Origin of the sequence: Dorea sp. Marseille-P4042 (assembly GCF_900290215.1) — a bacterium.
GTDB lineage: Bacteria > Bacillota > Clostridia > Lachnospirales > Lachnospiraceae > Dorea > Dorea formicigenerans.
In genome coordinates this window covers 20,828-44,942 of sequence record NZ_OLMI01000001.1, presented here as the reverse complement: position 1 = coordinate 44,942, position 24,115 = coordinate 20,828, and the positions used below count along the sequence as shown (strand labels likewise).

Here is a 24,115-nt window from a genome sequence, read left to right as displayed (position 1 = left end):
TCTTAATATTATTTTTCAAATGTTAATACAATTTTTCGAATAGATGGATCTTTCGTATCCACAAAATCAAATGCTTTCTGTGCATCTTCAAAATAAAATTTGTGAGATATACTTCCCTTCAAATCAATCTTACCTTCTTTTACAAGATCAATCACTTCCTGGAACTTTCCATTCTGCAGTCTGCTTCCACGTACATCCAATTCCTTTGAAGTAATCAGGAACTGGTTTATTTCATCTGGTGCAACACTGAATCCCATGGTGATAACTCTTCCTGCATTTCCGGTTGCTTTCAGCGCAGTCAAAAGGCTTCCCTTTACACATGCTGCATCAATTGTAAGTGTTACACCATAACCATCTGTCAATTCGTGACACTTTTCTGATACATCCTCATGCTTACTATTAATTACATCTGTTGCCCCATTTTTTAATGCTTCTTCCAACTTTGAGTCTTCAATATCAGACACGATGATCTTTTTAGGTGCGTGTAGTTTTAGAATTTTTAAAATACTGCTTCCGAGAGCTCCTGCACCAATCAAAAGTACTGTATCTTCTTTTTCAATCTGTGCACGACTCAAGCATTGCACCGCAATTGTGGTAGGCTCTATCATAACAGCATCTTCATCAGAAAGATCATCTGGAAGCAGATAACAATCATCTTCTTTTACAGCAATATATTCCCGATATCCTCCATCAATGTGAACTCCCTTTACTTTCAGTTCACCACACACATTAGGTCTGTGCTTTTTGCAGGCATAACAATGTCCACATGCAGTAATCTGATCAATGATTACTCGATCTCCTACTTTTACTTTTGTAACACCCTCGCCAATTTCGTCTACTACACCAACAATTTCATGTCCAATAACACGTGGATATGTTGCTGCTGCATTTGTGCCGTGATAAATTCCCACATCACTTCCACAAATTCCAGATGCTGTCATCTTGATCAGAACATTTTTTTCCTGATCGATCCCAGGCTTTTCCATATCAACAATGCGTAAATCATTCGGTTTTACAATCTGTACTGCTTTCATTCTTATTATCTCCTTTATATATGTCTATCTACTATCTACTATCTACTTTTTCTTTGATGCATCAGACACTGCTACCACAAGCAAGAATACAAGGAATACACCTTGAATCAAACGTTGTACACCTACATCTAACTTTGCAGCATTTAAGAATGTTGACATCAATGTCATCATTAATGCTCCTATACTAACTCCTACTACACTGGATTTACCTCCTGCTGCATTCGTGCCTCCTACAAATGCTGCTGCAACGGAAGGCAGGAAATAAGTAGTTCCCAAATCTTGATTTGCTCCTCCGCAATATGCTGCTGCCATAGCTCCAGCAAGTCCACAAAGTGCACCGTTAATAACAAATGCTATTATAACTGTTTTTCCCACATGAATTCCGGCAAGCCTTGCTGCTTCACGTTTTTGTCCTACTGCATGTAATTGATGACCATATTTGGTACGATAAAGTAAGAACCATAAAATAACTGCTACTACTATACATACGATTGTCATCATATTAATTCCGATAAGATTTTTATTTACAAATTTAACAAATCCTTTAGCCGGAATACTTGACCACTTTGAAGATACAACTAAAATAACTGTATAAAATAAATACCCTGTTGCCAAAGTTGTAATCATTGCAGGCACTTTCAAAAATACATTTACACAAGAACTGATAAATCCACAAAGAGCACCAACAATAATAGCTGCAACCAGACCTAACAATACATTTTTAGCCATTACTGTACAGGATACATATGCTGTTAAAGTCAGGATATATTTCTGTGAAAGATCAATTGCTCCATCACCACTTGTAACTACAATCATCTGTCCAAGACCGAGTAACAATGCAAATACACATAACTTAGCTCCAGATGCTATAACACTTAAATTAAAGCTTCCTGTTACTGCTGTAATCATGATTAACAGAACAACACAACCTGCAATTGGCCAAATACATGCATTTTTTTGTGTAATTTCTTTTATTTTATTCATTCTTTGCAGCCTCCTTTCTGTGAATTACAAATTTAAATGCAAGCACTGCAATCAATATCAATCCAATGATCGCTGTCTGATAATTAGAATTTACTTTCATTGCGGTAAGTAATGAATTAATCAGGTTCATAGCAATCGCAGCAATAACAACACCTGCTGGTTCAACAATTCCACCAGCCATCTCGCATCCTCCAAGGATAACCGTTGCAATAGAAAGCATACAATAATTCACAGAACTATTTGCATCTGCACCATTACAGGAAGCTGTGAATGTCATACCTGACAGAACTACCATTAAACCTGCCATTCCATAATTTGTCATTTTCGCCGTCAGATAATTCCATCCTGATCTTTCCACTGAATTAGGATTATTACCAATTCCGCGCATTACCATTCCATATCTGCTTCTGTACAATATGAACCAGCATAATAGTCCAGCAAGAACTGCAATAATAATCGGCAGTGGAACAACCGGAGTCTGAATTCTCAGAATATTGCTAATAAGCTCAGGACATTTTCCACCAGGTGTCGGACATATAATTAACGCAATGCCATACCATACAAACTGAGCTCCAAGCGTAACTACAATTGCAGGGATATTTCTCAAATGAATCAATGCTGCCATTCCCATGTAAGCTGCTATGAAAATAAGCAAGCCAACAATACCAACTAATGGATTTCCTGTAAGAAGCACTCCAACAATTACATTTACAAGTGCAATCGAGTACCCATTACCCATATCACAATCACCTGACAAAATAATGAACATCTGTCCAAGTGATGCAAAAATTAACGGCAAAGTAGAATTCAACTTCATTCGCAATCCCATATATGACATCATATTAGGGTTATTTGCTACGTTAGCTGCAAATATAAGCAACATAGTCAGCAATGGAAGTGCAATTCGAGAAGTCAAAAGACGTCCTATTAGAGAATTCTTTTTCTCAGTTTTCTCGCGCTTTTCAACTTTTTTAAATGAAGCCTTTACAATGTTTGATACTGTAATGTCTTCTCCCTTGAGTTCCTCTGTAATTGCGCCTTCATGAATAATATATGCTCGATCACAAATTTCAATTTCCGCATCTTCTGTAGAATATAAGATAACTGCTTTTCCCATGCGTTTTACTTCATCAAGAAGTGCATAAATATCTTGTTTTGTTCCAATATCTACACCTGCTGTCGGATCATTCAAAATAATAATATCTGCTTCCGATGCAATTCCTCTGGCAATCAACGCTTTCTGTTGATTACCACCTGAAAGAGACATAATATTACTTTCTATACCCTCTGCACGGAATTTCAGTTTGTCATACCAGTAATTAGCACTGTCGTCACATTCTTTTTTATTTAGAAGAATTTTACCTTTTACTCTATCCAGATTTGCAATCAATATATTATTTCGAATATCCCATAATGGAAATACTCCTTCCTTTGTTCTGTCTCCGGACACATATGCGATTGTGCTATTGATTTGAACACCATTTTTTCCAGCTGTTCCGATATGGCTTTTTGCACTGTAAATTGCCTGCAACAGTTCTTGTTGACCTGAACCTGCTAATCCAGAAATACCAACAATTTCACCTTTTTTGATGTGAATATCAATGTTATTTAAAATATTAGTTGTAAGTCCTTTGATTTCAACAAGATTTTCTCCAATTATATTTTCTTTAGTGGTATGTTCTTTTTTTTCTTTCTTCTCACCGCCCATAAGTCCTATAAGATCGTCTTGTGTAACTTCTTTTGAAGAAAATTCTCCAACATTTTGTCCATTTCTCAAAATCACGATACGATCAGATACGATTCCTATTTCATCTAATTTATGTGAAATGTAGATTACAGCAACACCTTTCTGACTTAATTCTTCTACAACTTTATGTAATTGTCCTGCTTTGTCGGTTGACAACGCACTCGTAGGTTCATCTAGAATCAAAATTTTCAAATTGTCCGTCATCAATGTCTTACAAATTTCAACTACTTGTTGATCTGCCAGACTCAACTTTGAAACTGGTTTTGTAACATCAATTCCATTCCCCGGAAAATATTTTTCCAAAAGTTCTTTCGCATTTTTCTTTGCCTGTGTTCTCCACCCTGGTTTATCTACAATTTTATGACTTACATTTAACAGTGCAAAATTTTCATACACACTTAAATTTGTACAAAGAGATAAATCCTGATATGCACAGGCAACACCATATTTTTTTGCAAGTTTTGTATTATAATGTTCTTCTGTTCTGCCTTCGATCTCGATTGTTCCATCTGTCTGCGGAAGAATACCGGTCAAAATTTTCATAAGAGTTGATTTTCCCGCACCATTTGGCCCCACAAGACCTATGACCTCACCTGCATAAATGTCCAGTGTAACACCACTTAATGCTTTGGTAATTCCAAATGTTTTTGCAATATCTTTAAGTTTAAAATACGGATTTTGTCCTTTTTTATGCTGCACTTGCATTCACTCCCTTTCTTCTTACATTTCTTTATCTATAACCGCAATTAATCTAATCGGTGAACCCGAACCGTTTTTAAATTTGCACGGCAAACCAATTATTGAAAATATCGGCGGTAATATTCCCAATTTGTCAACATTTTCTAATATATTTACGTCATTACCTAGCAAATACGGATGATTAGGATTATCACTTCCAAATGCATCCAATGCCATGCAATCACATCCAACTGCTTTTACGCCTTTTTGAAAAAGATACTTTCCAGCATCCAACGAAAGTCCCGGCCAATCCTGCATGTAGTTATCTGAACCGTATTTTTCATCCCATCCAAATCTAAAAAAAACAATATCCCCATTCTGAACAGATCCGAATTGTTTTTCAAATCTTTTAATAACATTTACATCTGCAACTCCACAAGCCGGTGTATCAGTTGCATCAATATTCAAAGCACGTCCAATTATCTGTGTTACTGGTATTTCATCAACACTCTGTTTTCCCGGAACAAAATGACATCCGGCATCAATGTGTGTTCCTGTATGTTCACACATTACAATCTTTCGAAAATAAGACTCATTTCCCAATTCTTGAGATTCAATTGTTTCTGCTTCAAATGCTGGTTGTGTCGGCCAATATGGCATTCCTTCCTCCATAATCCTTGTCATGTCAATAAACTCAGCATTAGCCAATAATTGTTGCATTATTTCTACAGCATTCATTACATCTCGTCCTTTCAAAAAAGGGGAAATGTGCCTATACGGCATCCATTCCCCCAACCTTTATTTCACTTCTTATTTGCCGCTTTCAATATCAGACTTAATTTTATTCCACTCATATGTTGTTGCTGCAACATCATCTTCTGCTATGTCAGAATATTCAGATAAGTCATCTGCTTCAACGTATCCAAATGGACAATTCATATTATTCTCAACCTTTTCACCGTTCAGAATATCAACTGCAATATACATTGCAATAGCGCCGTCCCATGGATTACATGCTCCTGAAATAGTTTCGTAACCTTCTGGTGCTTCATTCATCCACCATTTTAAGAAAGAACCTCTGTTATCTCCTGCAATTACCGGAAGTTCTGTATATCCTGCTGAAATAAATGCCTGAACTGCTGCATAAGCATCTCCTCCCTGAGTCACAAGACCATCCACCTTATCAAGTGTCGGAAGTACACTGTTCAGTTCACTCTGCGCTTTAGATCCTGTCCAATCTGTATAAATCTCTGAAACAACTTTTACATCTGGATAATCTTTCAAAGCATTTAAAACGCCCTGATGCATATCTGTATCACATGTTGTTCCTGCCGTACCACGAAGTTCGATAATATTTCCCTTACCACCAATTTTCTCACAAACAGTTTTTGTCAATGTCTCTGCAAGATCAACGAAATTAAAGTTAAGCTGATATAAATTATCATCTTCAAAATCGATTGGACCATCATTGATAACAAGTACTGGAATTCCTGCATCACAGGCTTCCTGAACTGCACTGTTCAAGGAACTCGTTGAACATGGATCAACAACGATCAAATCATATCCTTGCATTACAAAATCCTGAATTTGTGAAATCTGTGTTGCAGCATCCTGATTAGCTTCAACAATTGTAAGTTCACTGATATGACCTTCATCCTTCAGCTTATCTGCTGTCTCTGTCATATACTTTTCCATGGACTGGTGATAACTATTTCCGTTGTAGTTATCTGTGAATCCAATTTTGTATCCCTCTTTTTTACTTCCAGAACCTGAACTGCCAGATGATCCGGAACTACATGCACATAACCCAAAAGTCATGACTGCACATAACATTGCTGCAATTAATTTTTTCATTTTGCTTCCTCCTCTTTTGTTTGGTTTTTGTTTTCTTGATTCAATCTTACAGCTTACATGCTAGTATGTCAATTGTGTTTATTTTACAAATTCATACCGTTTTTTTGTTAATATTGACGGCTCGATTCCTGCATTTTTCACAGATTATTACGGCTTTTCATAAATCAATATCGTACTCTTCTTCATTTCATCTAAAATATTCTATTTTTTTCTAACTCAAGTCATGTCCACCGCATAACAGGTGATTCATTTTTCTGGCACAACGGGAAGAAGCCCCTGATGAACTTAATCATCAAAGGCTTCTTTTACTTTATCCATAAATCCTTTTTTCTTCTTTTCCGGCTTTTCTTTCTCACCGTCATTTTTTCCTGCCTGATTTAGTGTATTTCCCGCCAGTTCATCGAACTTACGAAGTGCTTCTTTTGCCTCATGGCTCAACTTCTCCGGTGTCTGGATCACCAGTGTTACATAGTGATCACCGCGAACCTGCGGATTACGAAGTGATGGAACACCCTTTCCTTTCAAGCGTACTTTCGTATCTGTCTTAGTACCTGGTTTCACATTGTAGATAACTTCTCCATCTACTGTCTTGATGCGGATATCTGCACCAAGTGCTGCCTGTGCAAAGGAAATCGGAACCGTTGAGAAAATGTGTACATCCTGACGCTGAAAAATTGGGTGTCTGGATACTGTGACCTGCACAAGAAGATCTCCTCTTGGTCCGCCATTCACTCCCGGTTCACCTTTATCACGAATTCTTACACTCTGTCCGTCATCAATTCCTGCCGGAATCTTGACAGAAATCTTCTTCTTACTGGAAATATATCCTGTACCGGCACAATCCGGACATTTCTCACGAATAATCTTACCAGTTCCGTGACAATCCGGACAAGTCTGTACATTCTGTACCATACCAAACAGTGACTGCTGGCTGTATACAACCTGACCTTTTCCGCCGCACTTTGAGCATGTCTCCGGAGTCGTTCCTGGTTTTGCACCTGTTCCATTACATTTTGGGCACGGATCCTTTAAAATTACATCAATCTTCTTCTCACATCCAAATACTGCTTCTTCAAATGAAATTCTTACTGCCTTATGGATGCTTGCACCCTTCATCGGTCCCTGGCTGCGGTTTCTGCTTCTTCCACCACCAAATATGTCCCCAAAGATATCACCAAATATGTCACTGAAATCAGCTCCATTAAAATCAAAGCCGCCATATCCGCCGGCTCCTCCTGCTCCTCCTTCAAATGCTGCATGACCAAACTGATCATACTGACGTCTCTTTTCAGGGTCGCTAAGTATAGCATATGCTTCCGAAGCTTCTTTAAACTTCCTCTCCGCCTCTGCATCTCCCGGATTCATATCCGGATGATACTTTTTGGCAACTTTACGATATGCCTTTTTCAAAGTCGCTTCATCGACATCCTTACTGACGCCGAGAACCTCATAGTAATCTCTCTTTGCTTCTGCCATTACTTTCTCTCCTTAACAAAAGGAAGTTCCGCGAAACCTGACCTCCTTAAAATTCAGTCACATTCCGCGGAACAGCCTTCGCATTCGATGCGGTATTATTCCGCCTTTTTATGCTTTAGACTTCTTTATAATCTCCGTCTACTACATCGTCTCCCTGGAATCCATCCGGTGCCGGTCCTGCCTCTGGTCCTGCCTGAGCACCTGCTCCCTGTGCTCCCTGTGCAGCTGCTCCTGCCTGCTCATACATCTTTGTGAACAGTTTCTGAGCACTTTCAGAAAGCTTCTCTTTACCAGCTTTAATCTCAGCAATCTGAGCGTCTGTAATATCGTCCATATTTACTTTTTCAAGAATCTCTTTCAGTGCTTTGCAGTCAGCCTCTACACCAGCTTTATCGTTAGCATCCAGTTTATCTCCAACTTCCTGGATAGCTTTCTCTGTCTGGAACACTAAAGCGTCTGCCTCATTCTTTGTATCGATTCCCTCTTTACGTTTCTTATCTTGAGCCTCAAATGCTGCAGCCTCTTTTACAGCCTTATCAATCTCATCATCAGACATGTTAGATCCTGCTGTGATTGTGATGTGCTGCTCTTTACCTGTTCCAAGGTCTTTTGCAGATACATTTACGATACCATTGGCATCGATATCGAATGTAACCTCAATCTGCGGTACTCCTCTTGGAGCTGGTGCGATTCCATCAAGCTGGAATCTTCCGAGAGACTTGTTGTCTTTTGCGAACTGTCTCTCACCCTGTACAACATTGATGTCAACAGCTGTCTGGTTATCTGCTGCTGTTGAGAAAATCTGGCTCTTCTTTGTAGGAATTGTTGTATTTCTCTCGATCAGTCTTGTAGCAACTCCACCCATAGTCTCGATAGACAGTGACAATGGTGTTACATCAAGAAGAAGGATATCTCCAGCGCCTGTATCTCCGGCAAGTTTACCACCCTGAACAGATGCTCCAAGTGCTACACATTCATCTGGGTTCAGAGATTTGCTTGGCTCTTTACCTGTCAGACGTTTTACCTCTTCCTGTACAGCAGGGATACGTGTTGATCCGCCAACAAGAAGTACCTGACCAAGTTCAGATGCTGTAATTCCTGCATCAGACAGAGCTCTCTGTACCGGCTCAGATGTCTTCATAACAAGATCATGTGTCAGTTCATCGAATTTAGCTCTTGTAAGATTCATATCAAAATGCTTCGGTCCTTCAGCAGTTGCTGTGATGAACGGAAGGTTGATGTTTGTTGTTGTTGCGGAAGACAGCTCTTTTTTCGCTTTCTCTGCAGCTTCTTTTAATCTCTGAAGTGCCATCTTATCTGTAGATAAGTCAACGCCTTCCTGTTTCTTGAACTCAGCAATCATGTAGTCTGTAATCTTCTGATCGAAATCATCTCCACCAAGTCTGTTGTTACCTGCTGTTGATAATACTTCGATAACTCCATCACCAATCTCAATAACAGATACATCAAATGTACCACCACCAAGGTCATATACCATGATCTTCTGCTCATTCTCATTGTCAAGTCCATAAGCAAGTGCTGCTGCTGTAGGCTCATTGATGATACGTTTTACATCAAGTCCTGCAATCTTACCAGCATCTTTTGTTGCCTGACGCTGAGCATCGTTGAAGTAAGCAGGTACTGTGATAACAGCCTCTGTTACTTTCTCTCCTAAGTATCCTTCTGCATCTGCTTTCAATTTCTGAAGGATCATAGCTGAAATCTCCTGTGGAGAATATTTCTTATCATCGATTGTTACTCTGTAATCAGATCCCATCTCTCTCTTAATAGAAGAGATTGTTCTCTCTGCATTTGTAACTGCCTGACGTTTTGCAGGCTCACCAACAAGACGCTCACCTGTCTTTGTAAATGCTACAACTGATGGTGTTGTTCTTGCTCCTTCTGTATTTGCGATAACTGTTGGCTGTCCACCTTCCATAACGGCTACACAGCTGTTTGTTGTTCCTAAGTCAATACCAATAATTTTGCCCATAATCTATTCCTCCTTAATTTGCTACCTTTACCATACTGTGTCTCACTACTGAGTCACGATACATATAACCTTTCTGGAACTCTTCTGCGACTTCATTCTCTCCGAAGTTTTCATCTTCCACATGCATCACTGCATTATGGAAATTCGGATCGAACTGATTGCCAAGTGCCTCTATCGGCTTAACCTCAACGCTCTCCAGAACTGTCATAAATTGTTTGTAGACCTTTTCCATTCCCTGAATGAACGGGTCTTCTTTTTTCTCTTCCGGAACTGCATCTAATCCTCTTTCGAAGTTATCTACCACCGGGAGAATCTTCTCTATGATATCTTTCGCTCCTACTTCGTACATCTGGGATTTTTCCTTTTCTGTACGTTTGCGGAAGTTATCAAACTCTGCCATCTGACGAGTAAGTCTGTCTGTCAGTTCTTCAATCTTCTCGTCCTTTTTGTCTTTCTTATCCTTCTTGCCGAAGAATTTTTTTGAAGCTTTTTCTTCTGTCTGATCCTCTGTCCCTGCTTCCTGTTCTTCAGAAACTTCTTCTGTCTTGGCTTCTTCTGCTTCATCTTTTGAAGCTTCTGCTTCTTTCTTTGCCTCTTCTACGGCTTCTTTTACCATATCTTCCTGACTTTTCTTTTCTTTATCTTCCAAGGATCAATTCCACCTTTCTATTCCTCTTTATGAAACATCTGATCCAGTTCACTCTGGAGACGCTTCATTGACTTTAACACATTCTCATAATCCATTCTTTTCGGTCCGATAATACCTATCGTTCCCTTTACACCGTCCCCTAATTCATAAGTGGCGGTGACAACACTGCAATCTTTCATAGTCTTCACCGGAGCCTCATCTCCGATATATACCTGAATGCCTGTGTTCTCTTCATTGGATAAGGTCTGCGTAACGAGATCTGTAAGCTGCTGCTTTTCTTCGAATGCACTGATAATTTCCTGCGCACTCTGCTTATCACTAAGTTCCGGATATTTAAAAATATTTGTTGCACCGCTTGTGTAGATCTGCATGTCTTCATCGACCTGAATAACATCTGCGACTGCATCCAATACATTCCCCACAACCTCGCTGTGGATTCCGGCTCCTTCTTTCAGTCTCGCGATCAGTCCAAGATTAATCTCTTCTATAGACATGCCATTAAGTGTTGTGTTCAGAAGCATGTTGAGTTTTAACAAGTTCTCATTGTTGATTGGCTCATCTACATGTATGATCTTATTCTTGATCACATTTCCATCAAGCACGATCACTGCAATCATCTGTTCCTCATCAACCATCGTAAGCTGTATGAACTTAATCCGGTTGCGATTGTTCATCGGTGAAGAAACCAGTGTCGCATAGTTTGTACTGTTCGCCAGAACTTTTGCTGCCTGTTTCAAAAGCTGATCCATCTTATCTGCTTTCTCAAGCATCTGTTCCTGCATCTCACTTAGTTCCTGTTCTTTCTGCTCCATCAGCATATCTACATAGAGTCTGTAGCCTTTATCCGAAGGAATACGTCCGGCAGACGTATGAGGCTGTAAAATATATCCAAGTTCTTCCAGATCCGCCATCTCATTACGAATGGTTGCTGAACTTAAGTTCAGATCCGTGTACTTGGAAATTGTTCTGGAACCCACCGGCTCGCCTGTCTCCAGATAATTCTTAATGATTGCCTGAAGGATCTTTAATTTTCGTTCGCTCAGTTCCTGTTCCTGAATCATCATATGCCTCCTTCTTTCGGATTTGTTAGCACTCATTATATTGGAGTGCTAACACCTTTCGACTATTAATGTATCACTCGATTTGACTTTTGTCAACAACATTTCTTACTTTTTTTGTGAAATAAATATGAAAAAAAATAATCTTTCCATTATACGAAAGAAACTGACAGATGCAATTGGGAAAAATTGCATCTGTCAGTTTCTTTATTACAGATTTAAATTCTTTTGTTTTCAGCTACTTTGATTTTTTATATTAGCTTAACTCGATCTTCTCTGCCTCTTCTGGCTTGAAGTCGTTCTGTAAATCGTAGATGTTGTGTCCTGTAGACTCGCTCAGAACCCTTCCTTTGTAAGAATAGCAGCGGATAAATCTCTGCTTGTCAATGCTTGACCAGTGCTCAACATCCCATGTCAGATATCCATCTGCATCAGATTTCTCTCCTTTAAGATAAACATCTACCTGACGTCCGGATACCATGATGTCAACAAGACCCTGTGTTCCGTCTACTTCTACTTCTGTTTTGTTTACTGAATCGTATACCTTCATTTTATTTTTCCTCCTGATAATAACATACACTCTGGCGCCACATTTCTGACGACAGTACAGATTCTGCTTCGATTATACGTTTTCTCTATAAAAAATTCAAGCTTTTCTATGAATTCTTCTTTAAAAACTCCATCCATTCTTTTATTTCTTTTTCATGTCCATTGTCACTCGGCTCATAAAACTTTGCTTTTTGGATTTCGGAAGGCATGTATTGCTGTTCCACATAGTGGTTCGGATAATCATGTGCATACTTGTAACCCACACCATGTCCAAGTTTTTGTGAACCCTTATAATGAGCATCCTGCAAATGCGCCGGCACCGTAGTTTTATAATTTCTTACGTTTTCCATAGCGGCACTGATTGCTTTGACTGCCGCATTACTCTTTGGTGCTGTTGCCACATATGTCACTGCCTGAGATAAAATGATCTGCGATTCCGGCATTCCGATCCGCTCTACTGCCTGGGCTGCTGACACAGCCACTTGTAGCGCCATCGGATCTGCATTTCCAACATCTTCCGATGCACAGATCATGATCCTTCTGGCAATAAATTTCACGTCCTCCCCTGCATATAGCATTTTTGCAAGATAATATACTGCCGCATCAGGGTCTGACCCCCTCATACTTTTGATAAATGCAGAGATTGTATCGTAATGATTGTCTCCTGTCTTGTCATAGCGCACTACACGTTTTTGAATGCACTCGGACGCCACGTCAAGTGTAATATGGATCTTTCCGTCCGCACTTCGCTCTGTCGTGAGAATCCCGAGTTCAATAGCATTCAATGCATTTCTCGCATCTCCTCCTGCAATGTCTGCAAGGAACTCCAGTGCTTCCTCGTCAATTTCCGCATGATAGCTTCCCATACCTTTTTCCTGATCATAGACTGCCCGCTTCAAAAGTGTTTTGATATCTTCTTTTTCAAGCGGATGAAGTTCAAAGATACTGGAACGGGAAATTAATGCTCCATTGACCTCAAAATAAGGATTCTCCGTGGTAGCTCCAATCAGAATAATTGTTCCGTCCTCCACAAATGGAAGCAGATAATCCTGCTGTCCTTTGTTAAAACGATGAATCTCATCTACAAAAAGAATGGTCTTCTTCTGATACATGCCCAGCGTCTCTTTCGCTTTCTGTACCACTTCTTCCATATCTTTCTTGCCCGCCACCGTTGCATTGATCTGGGTGAATTCTGCACTTGTCGTATGGGCAATCACTTTCGCCAGTGTCGTCTTACCGGTTCCCGGCGGCCCATAAAAGATAATAGAACTTAACTTATCTGCTTTGATTGCACGGTACAACAACTTGTCTTTTCCAATAATATGCTGCTGTCCTACCACTTCCTCCAGCGTTGTCGGCCGAAGCCTGGACGCCAGCGGTGCCTCCTGATCCATATTTTTCTGTCTTGCATATTCAAACAAATCCATGCTTTTTCTATCTCCATTCTTCCTGATTTCTTCTGGTTTTCCTTACTCAAGAATCAGTTTATCTACTGTCACAAATTCAAAGCCTTCTGCCTTTAAAAGATCTACGATCCGAAGCGCCGCCTCTACCGAGGATTTATAACAATCATGTAATAAAATAATATCATTCTCCTTCGCCTGCGACACTACTTTATTCACAACTTCATCTGCATTTTCCGTAGTCCAGTCCAAAGGGTCTACCGTCCACATGACAGGTAATACGTCCAGATAATTCTCCAGTTCTCTCTTCCAGACCCCAAAGGGCGGACGGATATACTGCACGCGCTGTCCGGTAATTGCCGCAATCAGCTCATCAGTCTTGTTAATTTCATACATTGCTTCTTCATCAGAAAGTTTCGTAATCTCAACATGATGATACGTGTGATTTCCAATTAAATGTCCTTCTTCATAAATTCGTTTCACAATATCCGGATAGGTCTCAACATTTTCTCCTACTAGAAAAAATGTTGCCTTCACACCTCTCTCTTTTAATCCGTCAAGAAGTGCCGGTGTGCACATACTGGGTCCGTCATCAAATGTAATGGCAATCTGAGGCAGCTCTGTCTGTATCTGCTCATTCAAAATCCGGGATATTGTTTCCCGTGTTTCTGACTCCATTTGCAGATTTGAATCTCGTCTGTTCGTTTTTGATTCTTTCTTATTAATATCAATTGTTTGCATTGTTTTCATAGAAATTCCTGAAACATTTAAAACAACTATCATTGCCAGACACGCTGTAAGAATCTGTATCACTTTTTTTAATTTCCATTCTTTCATAATAAAGAGACCTGTTACCTTTGCACTACCAGTCTCTTTATATATATGAAATCCTGCGCTTTATTATTTTTTCTTTTTCACCTTTTTCTTCTTTTTCACACTGTAGCCAAATGTTCCAAGTGATTTTCCAAGATCAAAATATTCCCCGTGGGAATATGCCAGAAGTCCTGTTTTGTTCAGTGCAAATTTTCCATTATCCTGCATGAACCGGTCATCCACCTGCACGCCGGTCACTTTTGCAAGAAACATGTGGTGTGAACCCAACTCTTCGACTTTCACGACCTGACACTCAATATTGACTGGGCTTTCCTCAATTATCGGAGCATAGATAAGTGTCTGGGCATTTCCGCGAGTCAGATGCATTTCACTCCATTTGTCCACATCTCTTCCTGAACGCACCCCGCACCAATCCGTCGCTTTTACCAGATCTTTTGTCGTCAGGTTCACTACAAATTCTCCGCTTTCCCTAATCAAATGATAAGAATATCTCATCGGACGCACGGATATATATAACATTGCCGGATTTGTACAGATTGTCCCTGTCCATGCAATTGTAATGATATTGTCATGCCCTTCTTTGTCCGCACAACTTACCATAACCGCCGGGAGCGGATACACCATATTCCCCGGTTTCCATAATTCTTTTCCCATAGTACGTTATCCTTTCTACATCCGCTGCATGGTCTCGACCAGCACTGGTATCAGCTGTTTCTTTCTGGACACAACTCCTTTTAATATCAGACTCTTTGCATTATCCGGAAGATCAAATGCGCTGAGGGCAATTCCTCTCGCACCGGTTCCCACACACAAAAGCTCCGTGGATTCTGCCAGAATATCTGTCAACATAAAATAAATCATATTCAGGTTATGTGCTTCCAGTACCTTTGGCAAATGCTCCGTCATCATATCGCGAATAGCTGCCAGTTCTTCTTTGCTCATGGACGTGATCTGTCCTACACCAAATATCGTGTCGTTGACTGTAAACTGCTTGAAATCCTGGAAACAGATATCCTCTGCACTCTTGCCTTTCAAGTTGCTTCCTGCATTGAACATTTCCTGCGCCATCTGCTCCAGGTCAATATCTGAAATTTTTGCCAGTTTTTTCGCAGTCCTTTCATCTAACGGCGTACAGGTCGGTGAACGGAACAATAATGTATCCGAAATAATTGCGCCACATAAAAGCCCGGCAATCTCTCTTGGAACTTCGATCTCATTCTCCTCATACATCTGGTTAATAATCGTCGCCGTGCATCCCACTGGCTGATTACGGAACGTAATCGGGCTGACTGTCTCGATATCTCCAAGTCTGTGATGATCAATAATCTCAATGATTTCTGCTTCCTCAATTCCATCAACTGCCTGTGACCGTTCGTTATGATCCACCAGGATTACTTTTTTCTTGCTGGCACCGAGGAAACGACGTCTGGAAATGAATCCTTTAAATCTGCCATGACGATCCAGAATCGGGAAATCTCTGAAACGCTTTTTCGCCATAATATCTTTAATATCATCAACATAATCATTCATCCGGAACATAGTCAGTGGTCCAGAGGTCATATAAAACTTCACCGGAATGCTCTGATTAATCAGTCTTGCTGTCGTAAATGTATCATACGGAGTCTGAATGATCACTATACTCTGTTCTTTTGCCTTCTGAATCAATTTCGGAGAAACTTCTGCATCTTTGCAGATAACCATACAGCTGGCATCAATATTCACGGCACATGCCTGCGCTTCCTCACGATCTCCTAATATCACCAGATCGTCCTTTTCAATAAACTCTTCCATAAGATTCGGACTTGAGGCTCCGATTGCTACTTTTCCTCTCATAAAATACCCATGCTCATTACCTGTTATCATTGTACCGTCCAGTGTCTTGATAATATTCCGATATTGAGTTCTCGCTTTTGATAATATCTCACTATCATACACATCCATATAAGATTTTGCAATATCTCCGGTAGATACTACTCCTACCAGCTCATCATCCTTCACGATTGGCAGTGTCTTTGCCTGCTCCTGCCGCATACGCTCCCATGTATCACGAATGGACGCATTGGGCTTAAGCCCCGGCATCTCGTGAATATCCAGATCTCTCACTTGAAGTCTGACATCTGTAAGAAGCTTAGGAGCCTCTACCCCAAAACGATCCAGTACATAAGCAGTCTCATCATTCACATGTCCTGCCCGCTTTGCCTCATGAACCTGTCCGGTCACTTTCTGCCTCAGATCTGCATAGGCAATCGCGGAACAGATAGAATCTGTATCCGGATTCTTATGTCCGATCACATAAATCTTTTCTTTTTTCTTTCCCATATATATCACCCTATTATCTTCTTGCTAATTCGAGCAGTCCATATCAGTTTTTCTGATTGCATTCAGCTATACTCATCATTTTTCCAATAATTCGTATATCTCACTCGAACTGTTACTTATTTTCTACAACATATTCTAACATAGTTAATTTTCTTTGTACAAGCAGTTTATTTATGCTATACTAAAAGCAACAATTTTACTGATAGGAAGGAATATACTATGAGCGAAGAATTCAACGAAGAAAATGTAACTATGGCAGATCTGGAAGATCATTTTGATGATGCCAATCCATGGAATGTAGTTCAGTCCTACCTCGAAAAAGGAACTGTACTCCCTGTAAAAATCGAAGGAATTGTAAATGGCGGTGCTATCGCAATGGTAGAAGGAATCCGTGGATTTATTCCTGCTTCCCGACTTTCTTTATCCTATATCGAAGATCTGGAATCTTATCTGTTAAAAGATATCGAAGTTCAGGTCATTGATGTAGATCAGGCAAATAACCGGCTGGTACTTTCCGCCCGTGAACTTCTCAAAGAAAAAGAGAAAAAAGAGCGTGAAGAAAAGATTGCAAACATCAAAGTAGGAAGCGTTCTTACCGGAACCGTAGAATCCCTCCAGAACTACGGTGCATTTGTACGTCTGGAAGACGGACTTTCCGGACTTGTACACGTTTCCCAGATCAGCCAGAAACGTATCAAATTCCCAAAAGATGTCCTGAATGTAGGTGATGAAGTTCAGGTCAAAGTCATCGGTGTCAAAGATGGCAAGATCAGCCTGAGCATGAAAGCTCTTGAGGAAGCCATCCAGGAGGAGGAAGAAGTTAAGGTTGAGATTCCAAAGAGCGAAGACATCGGAACAAGCCTTGGCGATCTTTTCAAGAACATCCAATTATAAAACTTTTCATTTACTTGTAAAACTAAAAAAGGTCCACCGGACCTTTTTGTCGTATGCTTGGCAACAAAAAAGGAACATTCCCATAATCTTTATAATTCGGCTATGTTCCTTTTTTGATCTCTTATTACCTTTATAGACGTTATTTTCCCGCCTCTTTTTCAAGATTCTGTATCCACAATGCTACACACGCATCACTTGGCATTCTCCAGTCGCCTCTCGGAGATAGAGCGACTGTTCCGACCTTCGGACCGTCCGGCAGGCAGGACCTCTTAAACTGCTGTGAAAAGAATCTCCAGCAAAATGTACGAAGCCATTTATAAATTGTCTCGTCGTCATACTCCCCGGCAAAGGAAAGCTTCGCAATCCGGTAAATCTTTCCTGGCTCATATCCCATTCTCAGGAAATAATACAGGAAAAAGTCATGAAGTTCATATGGCCCTACAAGATCTTCTGTCTTCTGCGCGATTTCACCGTCTTTTGGCGGCAGAAGCTCCGGGCTTACCGGCGTATCAAGCACATCATAAAGCACTTCTTTCAATGATGGATCCTCACAAGTGTCTGCATAATAATGAACCAGATGTCTGACCAGCGTCTTTGGCACGGAAGCATTTACTCCGTACATAGACATATGATCTCCATTGTAGGTTGCCCAGCCAAGTGCCAGCTCTGACATATCTCCGGTTCCGATTACAAGTCCTCCCGTTTGATTAGCAATGTCCATAAGCACCTGTGTCCGTTCCCTTGCCTGTGAATTCTCATAAGTTACGCTGTGGTCTTGTGGGTCATGTCCAATATCTTTAAAATGCTGCATGACTGCATCACCGATTCTGACTTCTCTGAGAGTTGCTCCGACTTTCAGAGACATTTTACATGCATTCTGATACGTTCTGTCTGTCGTTCCAAAACACGGCATGGTCACTGCCGTAATACCGCTGCGCTCAAGTCCCAGTGCATCAAATGCCTTGGCTGTCACAAGCAGTGCCAATGTGGAATCCAGACCTCCGGATATTCCAACTACTGCACTTTTTGCATGAGTATGTGCAAGCCGCTTTTTCAGTCCCATCGCCTGAATTGTTAAAATCTCCTCACAGCGCTTTGCCCTCTCCTGATCATCACGAGGAACGAATGGTCTGGACGGAAATGTTCTTGTAAGAATAGTTTCTGTCTGTTCTAATCCAAACGGAATCCTCGGAAGCTCATGTTCCTGTGTCTCTGTAAATGTCGTATTTTTTCTGCGTTCATTCGCAATTTTCTGTACATCAAATTCTGTATAAATAATCCCGTTCGAAAATCTCTTCGCCTCTGCCAGAATCGTTCCATTTTCCGCGATCAGATTATGTCCGCCAAATACAAGATCTGTAGTCGATTCACCTTCTCCTGCGTTGGCATAGATATACCCGCTGATCAGCCTTGCAGACTGCCCGGAAATTAATGCCTCCCGGTAAGAAGCCTTTCCAATCGTCTCATCACTGGCCGAACAGTTGACGATCACAGTCGCTCCCTCTCTTGCCGCCTCAATGCTCGGTGGAACCGGTGACCACACGTCCTCACAGATTTCTGCTGACACGATCAGATTAGCCATCTGATTTTCCACAAATAAAAGCTGCGGTCCAAATGGAATCTCTTTTCCGCCAAACAGAATTTTCTCTGCTTTTTTCGGTCCCGGACGGAATTGGCGCATCTCATAGAATTCCCCATAATTGGGCAGAAAGCTCTTCGTTGTGAAACCTAATATATTTCCATGGTTCAAAGCTGCTGCTGCATTATAAAGTTCCCCGCCAACTGCAATAGGGACTCCCACAAACACAAGCGCATCCAGATTTTTTGTATGTTCTGCAATTTTTACAAGTGCTTTTTTCGCACTATTTAATAAAATATCCTGAAGGAAAAGATCACTGCATGTATATCCTGTAATACAAAGCTCCGGAAATACAATAATCTTGGCACCTGCTTCTGCTGCCTCATCCATCTGCTTTATAATCTGCCCTTTATTGTAATCCACATCCGCTACCCGGATATCCGGTGTTGCTGCCGCGACTTTTATAAAACCATGTCTCATAATCTTCCTCCATATAAATTTACATCTAATATCTTATAATGAATTGCGGTCATAAATTTGACCGCAATTCTCTCTCTACTATTCTATTATCCGGTCTATTCACCTGATTATTTCTTACTTCTTTTCAGAATGTTCTTCAAGTCTTCGACTGTATAGTTATATGCCGTATTGCAAAAATGACATTTTACTTCAATGTCTTTTCCTTCATCGATCATTTCCTGAATGTCTTTCTTTCCGATACTTGCAACTGCCTGCTCTACGCGTTCTTTCGAACAATTACAGTAAAACTGTGTTGGAATAGTATCTGTGATTTCAAGATCCAGATGTCCGATCAGTTTCTCTAACATCTGCTCCGGTGTATAGCCCTTGTCCAGAAAATCTGTAACAGAAGTCACATCCTTCAGATTCTCCTCCAACTGGCTGATAGTCTCTTCTGTTGCAAATGGCATCAACTGAATAATAAATCCACCTGCACAGCGTACAGTATTATCTTTATTCATCAGAACACCAAGTCCCACTGAGGAAGGTACCTGCTCGGAACTCGCAAAATAATAAGTCAGATCTTCTGCGATCTCACTGCTTACAAGAATTGTCTGTCCCACATAAGGCTCTTTCAGTCCCATATCTTTAATCACCTGTAAAAGACCGATACCAACTGCTCCTCCGACGTCCAGCTTGCCATTCTTTGGCGGAAGCATCACGTCCGGATTTCCAACATATCCTTTTACATTTGCATGGCTGTCTGCAGTTACAGTGATGCCCTCGATTGGGCCGTCTCCACGAATCTGAAGTGTCAGCATATCTGTATCATTTTTCATCATACTTCCCATGATTGCCCCTGCTGTCAGTGTCCTTCCAAGTGCCGCAGTCGCAACCGGGCTTGTATTATGATGCACTCTTGCAGACTCTACAAGGTTTTTCGTTGTCGCAGCAAATGCACGCATCTGTCCTCCTGCTGCCGTCGCTCTTACAATATAATCTTCCATCATCTATCTTATGCCAATCCTTTCCCATGTTCTCTTGCCACGACGCAGATTCTCTCACTCCGGTCATGTGGACTTTCTTTTGTATAGTCATCGTAGGCAGTTACATATTCAAGTCCTGCCTCCGTAAGCATATGTCTGATCTGCTCCAGCGTATATGCTCTCTGAAAATGTTCTTCCTGATACTTACGATAAAGCTGTGGTTGTTCTTCGTCCCGCACAAAAAGAGTCAGTTCATATTCATTGATCCGTTCGTCTTCATCGTAATAATTATCCCAGATAAAGCTGCATTCCTCACGGTCTTCTGCAATTGTCTGTTCTCCAAGTATCTCCCGATACTTATACTCCGTATTAAAATCAAATACAAACAGCCCTTCCGGATCCAGATAATTATTCACCAACCGGAAAACTTCCGTCAGGTCCTCATCGTCCGTAATATAGTTCACAGAATCGCAGGCACTTATAACCGCTCTGACCGTTCCATATAATTCAAATTCCCGCATATCCTGAAGAAGATACAAAATATCATGTCCACTCTCGACCTTCTTCTCCATGGCAATCTCCAGCATCTCTTCTGCATTATCCACACCGATCATATCATAACCGGATGAAGCCAGCATTTCTGTCATGCTTCCAGTTCCACAGCCAAGATCCAGAACAAGCCCGTCATCAATTCCATATTCCTTTAATATTTTCCCCAGATAATCCGCCCACTCTTTATATGGCACATTATCCATAAAGATATCATATACCCTCGCAAAACTCGTATAAGCTTCCATATTCAGAAAGACTCCTTCTATACTTTCGTATCATATTCCAGGTAGCGCATCCGTTACCATCGTCCATTATATCTTATTTTTCCGGATATGCCAACTAGTAAACAATGCAGATTTTGCTTCTGAAAACTATCGAAAACTACTAGTATATACATTAAACATGTCGTCTACAGCCCCAGTTCTTTTAAAAGCTTCGCCTGATGCTCGGAATTTGTTGCTATAGCTTCTGCTTTCTTTTTGCAGATAAATGTCTGTTCAAAAGAAAATGCTATGATTTCTACTTATAGATTAACATATACTTTCAGTATATTCCAGTATATGAACATAATTTCACATCATTTTTTTACTTCATTTATCTGTCTGCTTATCATCACTTTGGGAATTACTGCCGATTCTTCCGGCTCCGAAAATGAATGAAATTAATATAGATACTTTGCAGATAATTAGAACCATCGTCTGCGTGTAGATAGAATCGCATAGTCATGTGATAATCTCAAGAAATATTTTCTTATCTTTTCCTTAAGAAATAAGATTGAACAGGACGGAAGTCTTTTCACTCCCGCCCTGTGTTTGTTTATTTCTCTTTACATTTGTAATGAAGAAATAACTAGTCATCGATACCTTCTGTCTCGATGATGAATTTTGTTGTTCCGGATACTCCGTCACTGATTCCTGCAAATGATTTATACTCTTTTGCAAGGTTAGTCATTGCATCAATTCGATCTGTCACACCGCTAATATCTCCATTAAAGAGATCTGTCAATTTATCAATTGCTTCTTCTTTGTACTCCTGCATTCCATCTGCCAGAGTCTGGTTTCCATCTGCTAATGTGTTGGCTCCATCTAATAATGTCTGAGTTCCACCAGCCAATGTTCCGGCTCCGTCAGCAACCTGATTAGCACCACTTGCTAACTGGCTAACACCATTTGCAAGCTGGGCACCGCCATCTTTAAGAGTTGTCAAACCAGCATTTAATGTACTGCTATTATCATGAAGCTTTTTAGCACCTGCCTGAAGTGCTCCAATTCCTGTCTGTAATTGTCCAACACCTTCTTTCAGTGATGTGCTTCCGTCTGCAACTGTTGCTGTTACTGTTCCAAGCTGCTCCATATTTCCAGATAATGCACTAAGTCCTGTTGCAACACCTTCTGCACCTTTTGTAATGGTTGGCATTCCTATCTGAACTTGTTTCAACCCTCCTAATGCTTGAGAGGCGCCATTTGCAATTGTTTTTCCAGTATCATTTAACTCAACTGTACCCTGTTGTACTTCTATTGCACTCTCGTCTGATACCTGGGCATAAACTGCATTTGCAAGAGCATTAATCTGATTCGCTGATAATGTGGAGTCTGTATCTTTTATTTTAGCTGCAATCTCATCTTTTGTAATAGTTATTTTAGCTGTTGCGCCTGTTGAAGTCACACTTGCTTTTATACTATCTTGGGTAATAGACTGCAATGCACTTACCCCTCCATTAACTGCAGCACTAATTCCTCCTAAACCATTATTTACTGATGTCGCATATCCAGCAAGTGTATTTACAGAGTCACTCACTCCACCCTCTCCATTAATTGCTTGATTTATTCCAGCAGCTCCTGTTGCCACTCCTGCAGCTCCTGTTGCTGCGCTTTCTGCTCCTACTGCCAGTTTATTACTTCCAGCATATAATTCTTCTACTCCACCAGTGTATGCCTGCACTCCGCTCGCCAGTGTGTTCACTCCGCTGACCAGTGTTCCACTCTTTTCATCCAGTGTATTCACACCGTCCGCCAGTGTTCCGGCTCCACTTGCCAGTGTTCCGGCTCCGTCATTCAATGTTCCAGCTCCGTCTGCCAGCTCTTTTGATCCATCTGCTGCTTCCTTTGATCCATCTACCAACTGATTTGTTGCATCTTCCAGATCATCGATAGAATCCTGCAAGTCATCAAAGCTGTCGATGTCGTCCAGTCCGAATTCATTCATCAGCTCTGCGGAAGCCATTGTAATACTTGTTCCGACTGTTGCATCTTTGACATCTGCTGTAATTGTTACTGTCTCCGGAATATCAATGTCCATATCCAGATCTTTCAGATTCAGATTATTTGCAAGTCCCGGGAATGCAACTCCGACTACAATCTTTTTATCTCCGTCAGAAATAAGTTTTCCATTTTCAACAGACACATTGCTGTACTCATCAGAGGAAAGCATCATTGCACTGACCATGGTAAATGGTGTGTACATTTCTACATCTTCACCATTTACATTGACAGTCTGTTTTGATTTGTTGTCATAGCTAAACTGAATCTCAACCTTTCCGCTTTTACCTTTCAGATCTTTCGGGGAAATGCTCTTTCCATCCAGTTTGTAGGATACTTTCACATCTACCGGGAGCTCTTTATCTATTGTTCCCTGATAGTAAATGTCATTTCCTTCAGACTTCCAGCTTACGTTGTTGTTGCTTCCTGTCTCAAATGTTTCGTCACCTTTTACATTTTTAATATCTTTCAATTCAGATGTGTCAGAAATGGTTCCTTTTTCCGGATTTTTCAGCCATTCAGATACCGTCGTTTTCTTTACATTTCCACTTGCATCTGCTTTTACATACACAGATTCCTCTTTTGAAAATCCTGTATCCTCAGAATCTGTTGCGTGGTCTGCCAATACATTTTCCGCAGTCTCTTTTAATTCCTGAGTGTCTTTGTCCTTTTGCTCTGCTGCCTGTACCTGCATGACATTATTGTGATATTCATATGTTCCGGCAAGTCCGGCAGCCATCATAACTGCCATAGATCCTGCTACAATTTTTTTTGCGATTTTTTTATTTCCGTTCATAGTGATCCCTCCT

The 24,115-nt window shown here is 40.7% G+C and carries 19 protein-coding genes; 1 reads left to right on the top strand and 18 read right to left on the bottom strand.

The genetic code is table 11. The features are described from left to right. Nucleotides 1–8: 8 nt before the first annotated feature. The 14 genes from C7E02_RS00205 to C7E02_RS00140 all read right to left on the bottom strand — a co-directional run bounded on the left by C7E02_RS00205 (nt 9) and on the right by C7E02_RS00140 (nt 16,578). Nucleotides 9–1,034, bottom strand: a complete 1,026-nt coding sequence (locus C7E02_RS00205) for an alcohol dehydrogenase catalytic domain-containing protein (RefSeq protein WP_005339169.1) — start codon at nt 1,032–1,034, stop codon at nt 9–11. A 42-nt stretch (nt 1,035–1,076) separates the two neighbouring features. After that, nucleotides 1,077–2,018 carry an ABC transporter permease gene (locus tag C7E02_RS00200; RefSeq protein WP_105308501.1) on the bottom strand — a complete coding sequence of 314 codons (942 nt, stop codon included), beginning with the start codon at nt 2,016–2,018 and terminating at the stop codon, nt 1,077–1,079. Next, the gene (locus C7E02_RS00195; RefSeq protein ID WP_044911965.1) at nt 2,011–4,470 is read right to left on the bottom strand and encodes an ATP-binding cassette domain-containing protein; all 2,460 of its coding nucleotides are present in this window, start codon (nt 4,468–4,470) and stop codon (nt 2,011–2,013) included. Before C7E02_RS00195 ends, C7E02_RS00200 begins: the two co-directional genes overlap by 8 nt. A 15-nt stretch (nt 4,471–4,485) precedes the next feature. Continuing rightward, complete coding sequence (locus C7E02_RS00190) at nt 4,486–5,181, bottom strand: cyclase family protein (RefSeq protein WP_158682952.1); 696 nt, start codon at nt 5,179–5,181, stop codon at nt 4,486–4,488. 72 nt (nt 5,182–5,253) lie between these two features. Further along, complete coding sequence (locus C7E02_RS00185) at nt 5,254–6,297, bottom strand: substrate-binding domain-containing protein (protein WP_005339165.1); 1,044 nt, start codon at nt 6,295–6,297, stop codon at nt 5,254–5,256. A 285-nt stretch (nt 6,298–6,582) separates the two neighbouring features. Continuing rightward, nucleotides 6,583–7,773, bottom strand: a complete 1,191-nt coding sequence (gene dnaJ, locus C7E02_RS00180; protein ID WP_105308500.1) for a molecular chaperone DnaJ — start codon at nt 7,771–7,773, stop codon at nt 6,583–6,585. A gap of 115 nt (nt 7,774–7,888) precedes the next feature. Continuing rightward, on the bottom strand, nt 7,889–9,766 hold the full coding sequence (gene dnaK, locus C7E02_RS00175; protein WP_005331515.1) for a molecular chaperone DnaK: 1,878 nt from the start codon (nt 9,764–9,766) through the stop codon (nt 7,889–7,891). Nucleotides 9,767–9,779: 13 nt separating this feature from the next. Then, nucleotides 9,780–10,382 carry a nucleotide exchange factor GrpE gene (grpE, locus tag C7E02_RS00170; protein WP_173789658.1) on the bottom strand — a complete coding sequence of 201 codons (603 nt, stop codon included), beginning with the start codon at nt 10,380–10,382 and terminating at the stop codon, nt 9,780–9,782. Nucleotides 10,383–10,432: 50 nt separating this feature from the next. Continuing rightward, on the bottom strand, nt 10,433–11,476 hold the full coding sequence (gene hrcA / locus C7E02_RS00165) for a heat-inducible transcriptional repressor HrcA (protein ID WP_005339161.1): 1,044 nt from the start codon (nt 11,474–11,476) through the stop codon (nt 10,433–10,435). A gap of 253 nt (nt 11,477–11,729) precedes the next feature. After that, nucleotides 11,730–12,023, bottom strand: coding sequence for a hypothetical protein (locus C7E02_RS00160; protein WP_005339159.1), 294 nt, complete (start codon nt 12,021–12,023; stop codon nt 11,730–11,732). 106 nt (nt 12,024–12,129) lie between these two features. Further along, nucleotides 12,130–13,449 (bottom strand): replication-associated recombination protein A, encoded by a 1,320-nt coding sequence (locus C7E02_RS00155; protein WP_029731889.1) that lies wholly within the window; start codon nt 13,447–13,449, stop codon nt 12,130–12,132. A 42-nt stretch (nt 13,450–13,491) separates the two neighbouring features. Further along, on the bottom strand, nt 13,492–14,262 hold the full coding sequence (locus C7E02_RS00150; RefSeq protein ID WP_005339155.1) for a polysaccharide deacetylase family protein: 771 nt from the start codon (nt 14,260–14,262) through the stop codon (nt 13,492–13,494). A gap of 63 nt (nt 14,263–14,325) precedes the next feature. After that, nucleotides 14,326–14,913, bottom strand: a complete 588-nt coding sequence (locus C7E02_RS00145) for a flavin reductase family protein (protein ID WP_105308499.1) — start codon at nt 14,911–14,913, stop codon at nt 14,326–14,328. A gap of 15 nt (nt 14,914–14,928) precedes the next feature. Beyond that, nucleotides 14,929–16,578 carry a putative manganese-dependent inorganic diphosphatase gene (locus C7E02_RS00140; protein ID WP_105308498.1) on the bottom strand — a complete coding sequence of 550 codons (1,650 nt, stop codon included), beginning with the start codon at nt 16,576–16,578 and terminating at the stop codon, nt 14,929–14,931. Nucleotides 16,579–16,797: 219 nt separating this feature from the next. On the opposite strand from C7E02_RS00140, the gene C7E02_RS00135 reads away from it, so the two are divergent. After that, nucleotides 16,798–17,472: a S1 RNA-binding domain-containing protein gene (locus C7E02_RS00135; RefSeq protein WP_005331537.1), complete on the top strand. Its 675-nt coding sequence runs from the start codon at nt 16,798–16,800 to the stop codon at nt 17,470–17,472. 139 nt (nt 17,473–17,611) lie between these two features. Here the strand turns inward: C7E02_RS00135 and C7E02_RS00130 are convergent, their stop codons facing one another. The 4 genes from C7E02_RS00130 to C7E02_RS00115 all read right to left on the bottom strand — a co-directional run bounded on the left by C7E02_RS00130 (nt 17,612) and on the right by C7E02_RS00115 (nt 24,102). Continuing rightward, nucleotides 17,612–19,531 carry an NAD(+) synthase gene (locus C7E02_RS00130; protein ID WP_105308497.1) on the bottom strand — a complete coding sequence of 640 codons (1,920 nt, stop codon included), beginning with the start codon at nt 19,529–19,531 and terminating at the stop codon, nt 17,612–17,614. 107 nt (nt 19,532–19,638) lie between these two features. Then, the gene (gene hslO, locus C7E02_RS00125; protein WP_029731893.1) at nt 19,639–20,517 is read right to left on the bottom strand and encodes an Hsp33 family molecular chaperone HslO; all 879 of its coding nucleotides are present in this window, start codon (nt 20,515–20,517) and stop codon (nt 19,639–19,641) included. Between the two features lie 8 nt (nt 20,518–20,525). Then, nucleotides 20,526–21,293: a class I SAM-dependent DNA methyltransferase gene (locus tag C7E02_RS00120; RefSeq protein ID WP_005339126.1), complete on the bottom strand. Its 768-nt coding sequence runs from the start codon at nt 21,291–21,293 to the stop codon at nt 20,526–20,528. Between the two features lie 604 nt (nt 21,294–21,897). After that, entirely contained in the window at nt 21,898–24,102 is a 2,205-nt protein-coding gene (locus tag C7E02_RS00115; protein WP_105308496.1) for a hypothetical protein, read from the bottom strand. Nucleotides 24,103–24,115 lie beyond the last annotated feature (13 nt).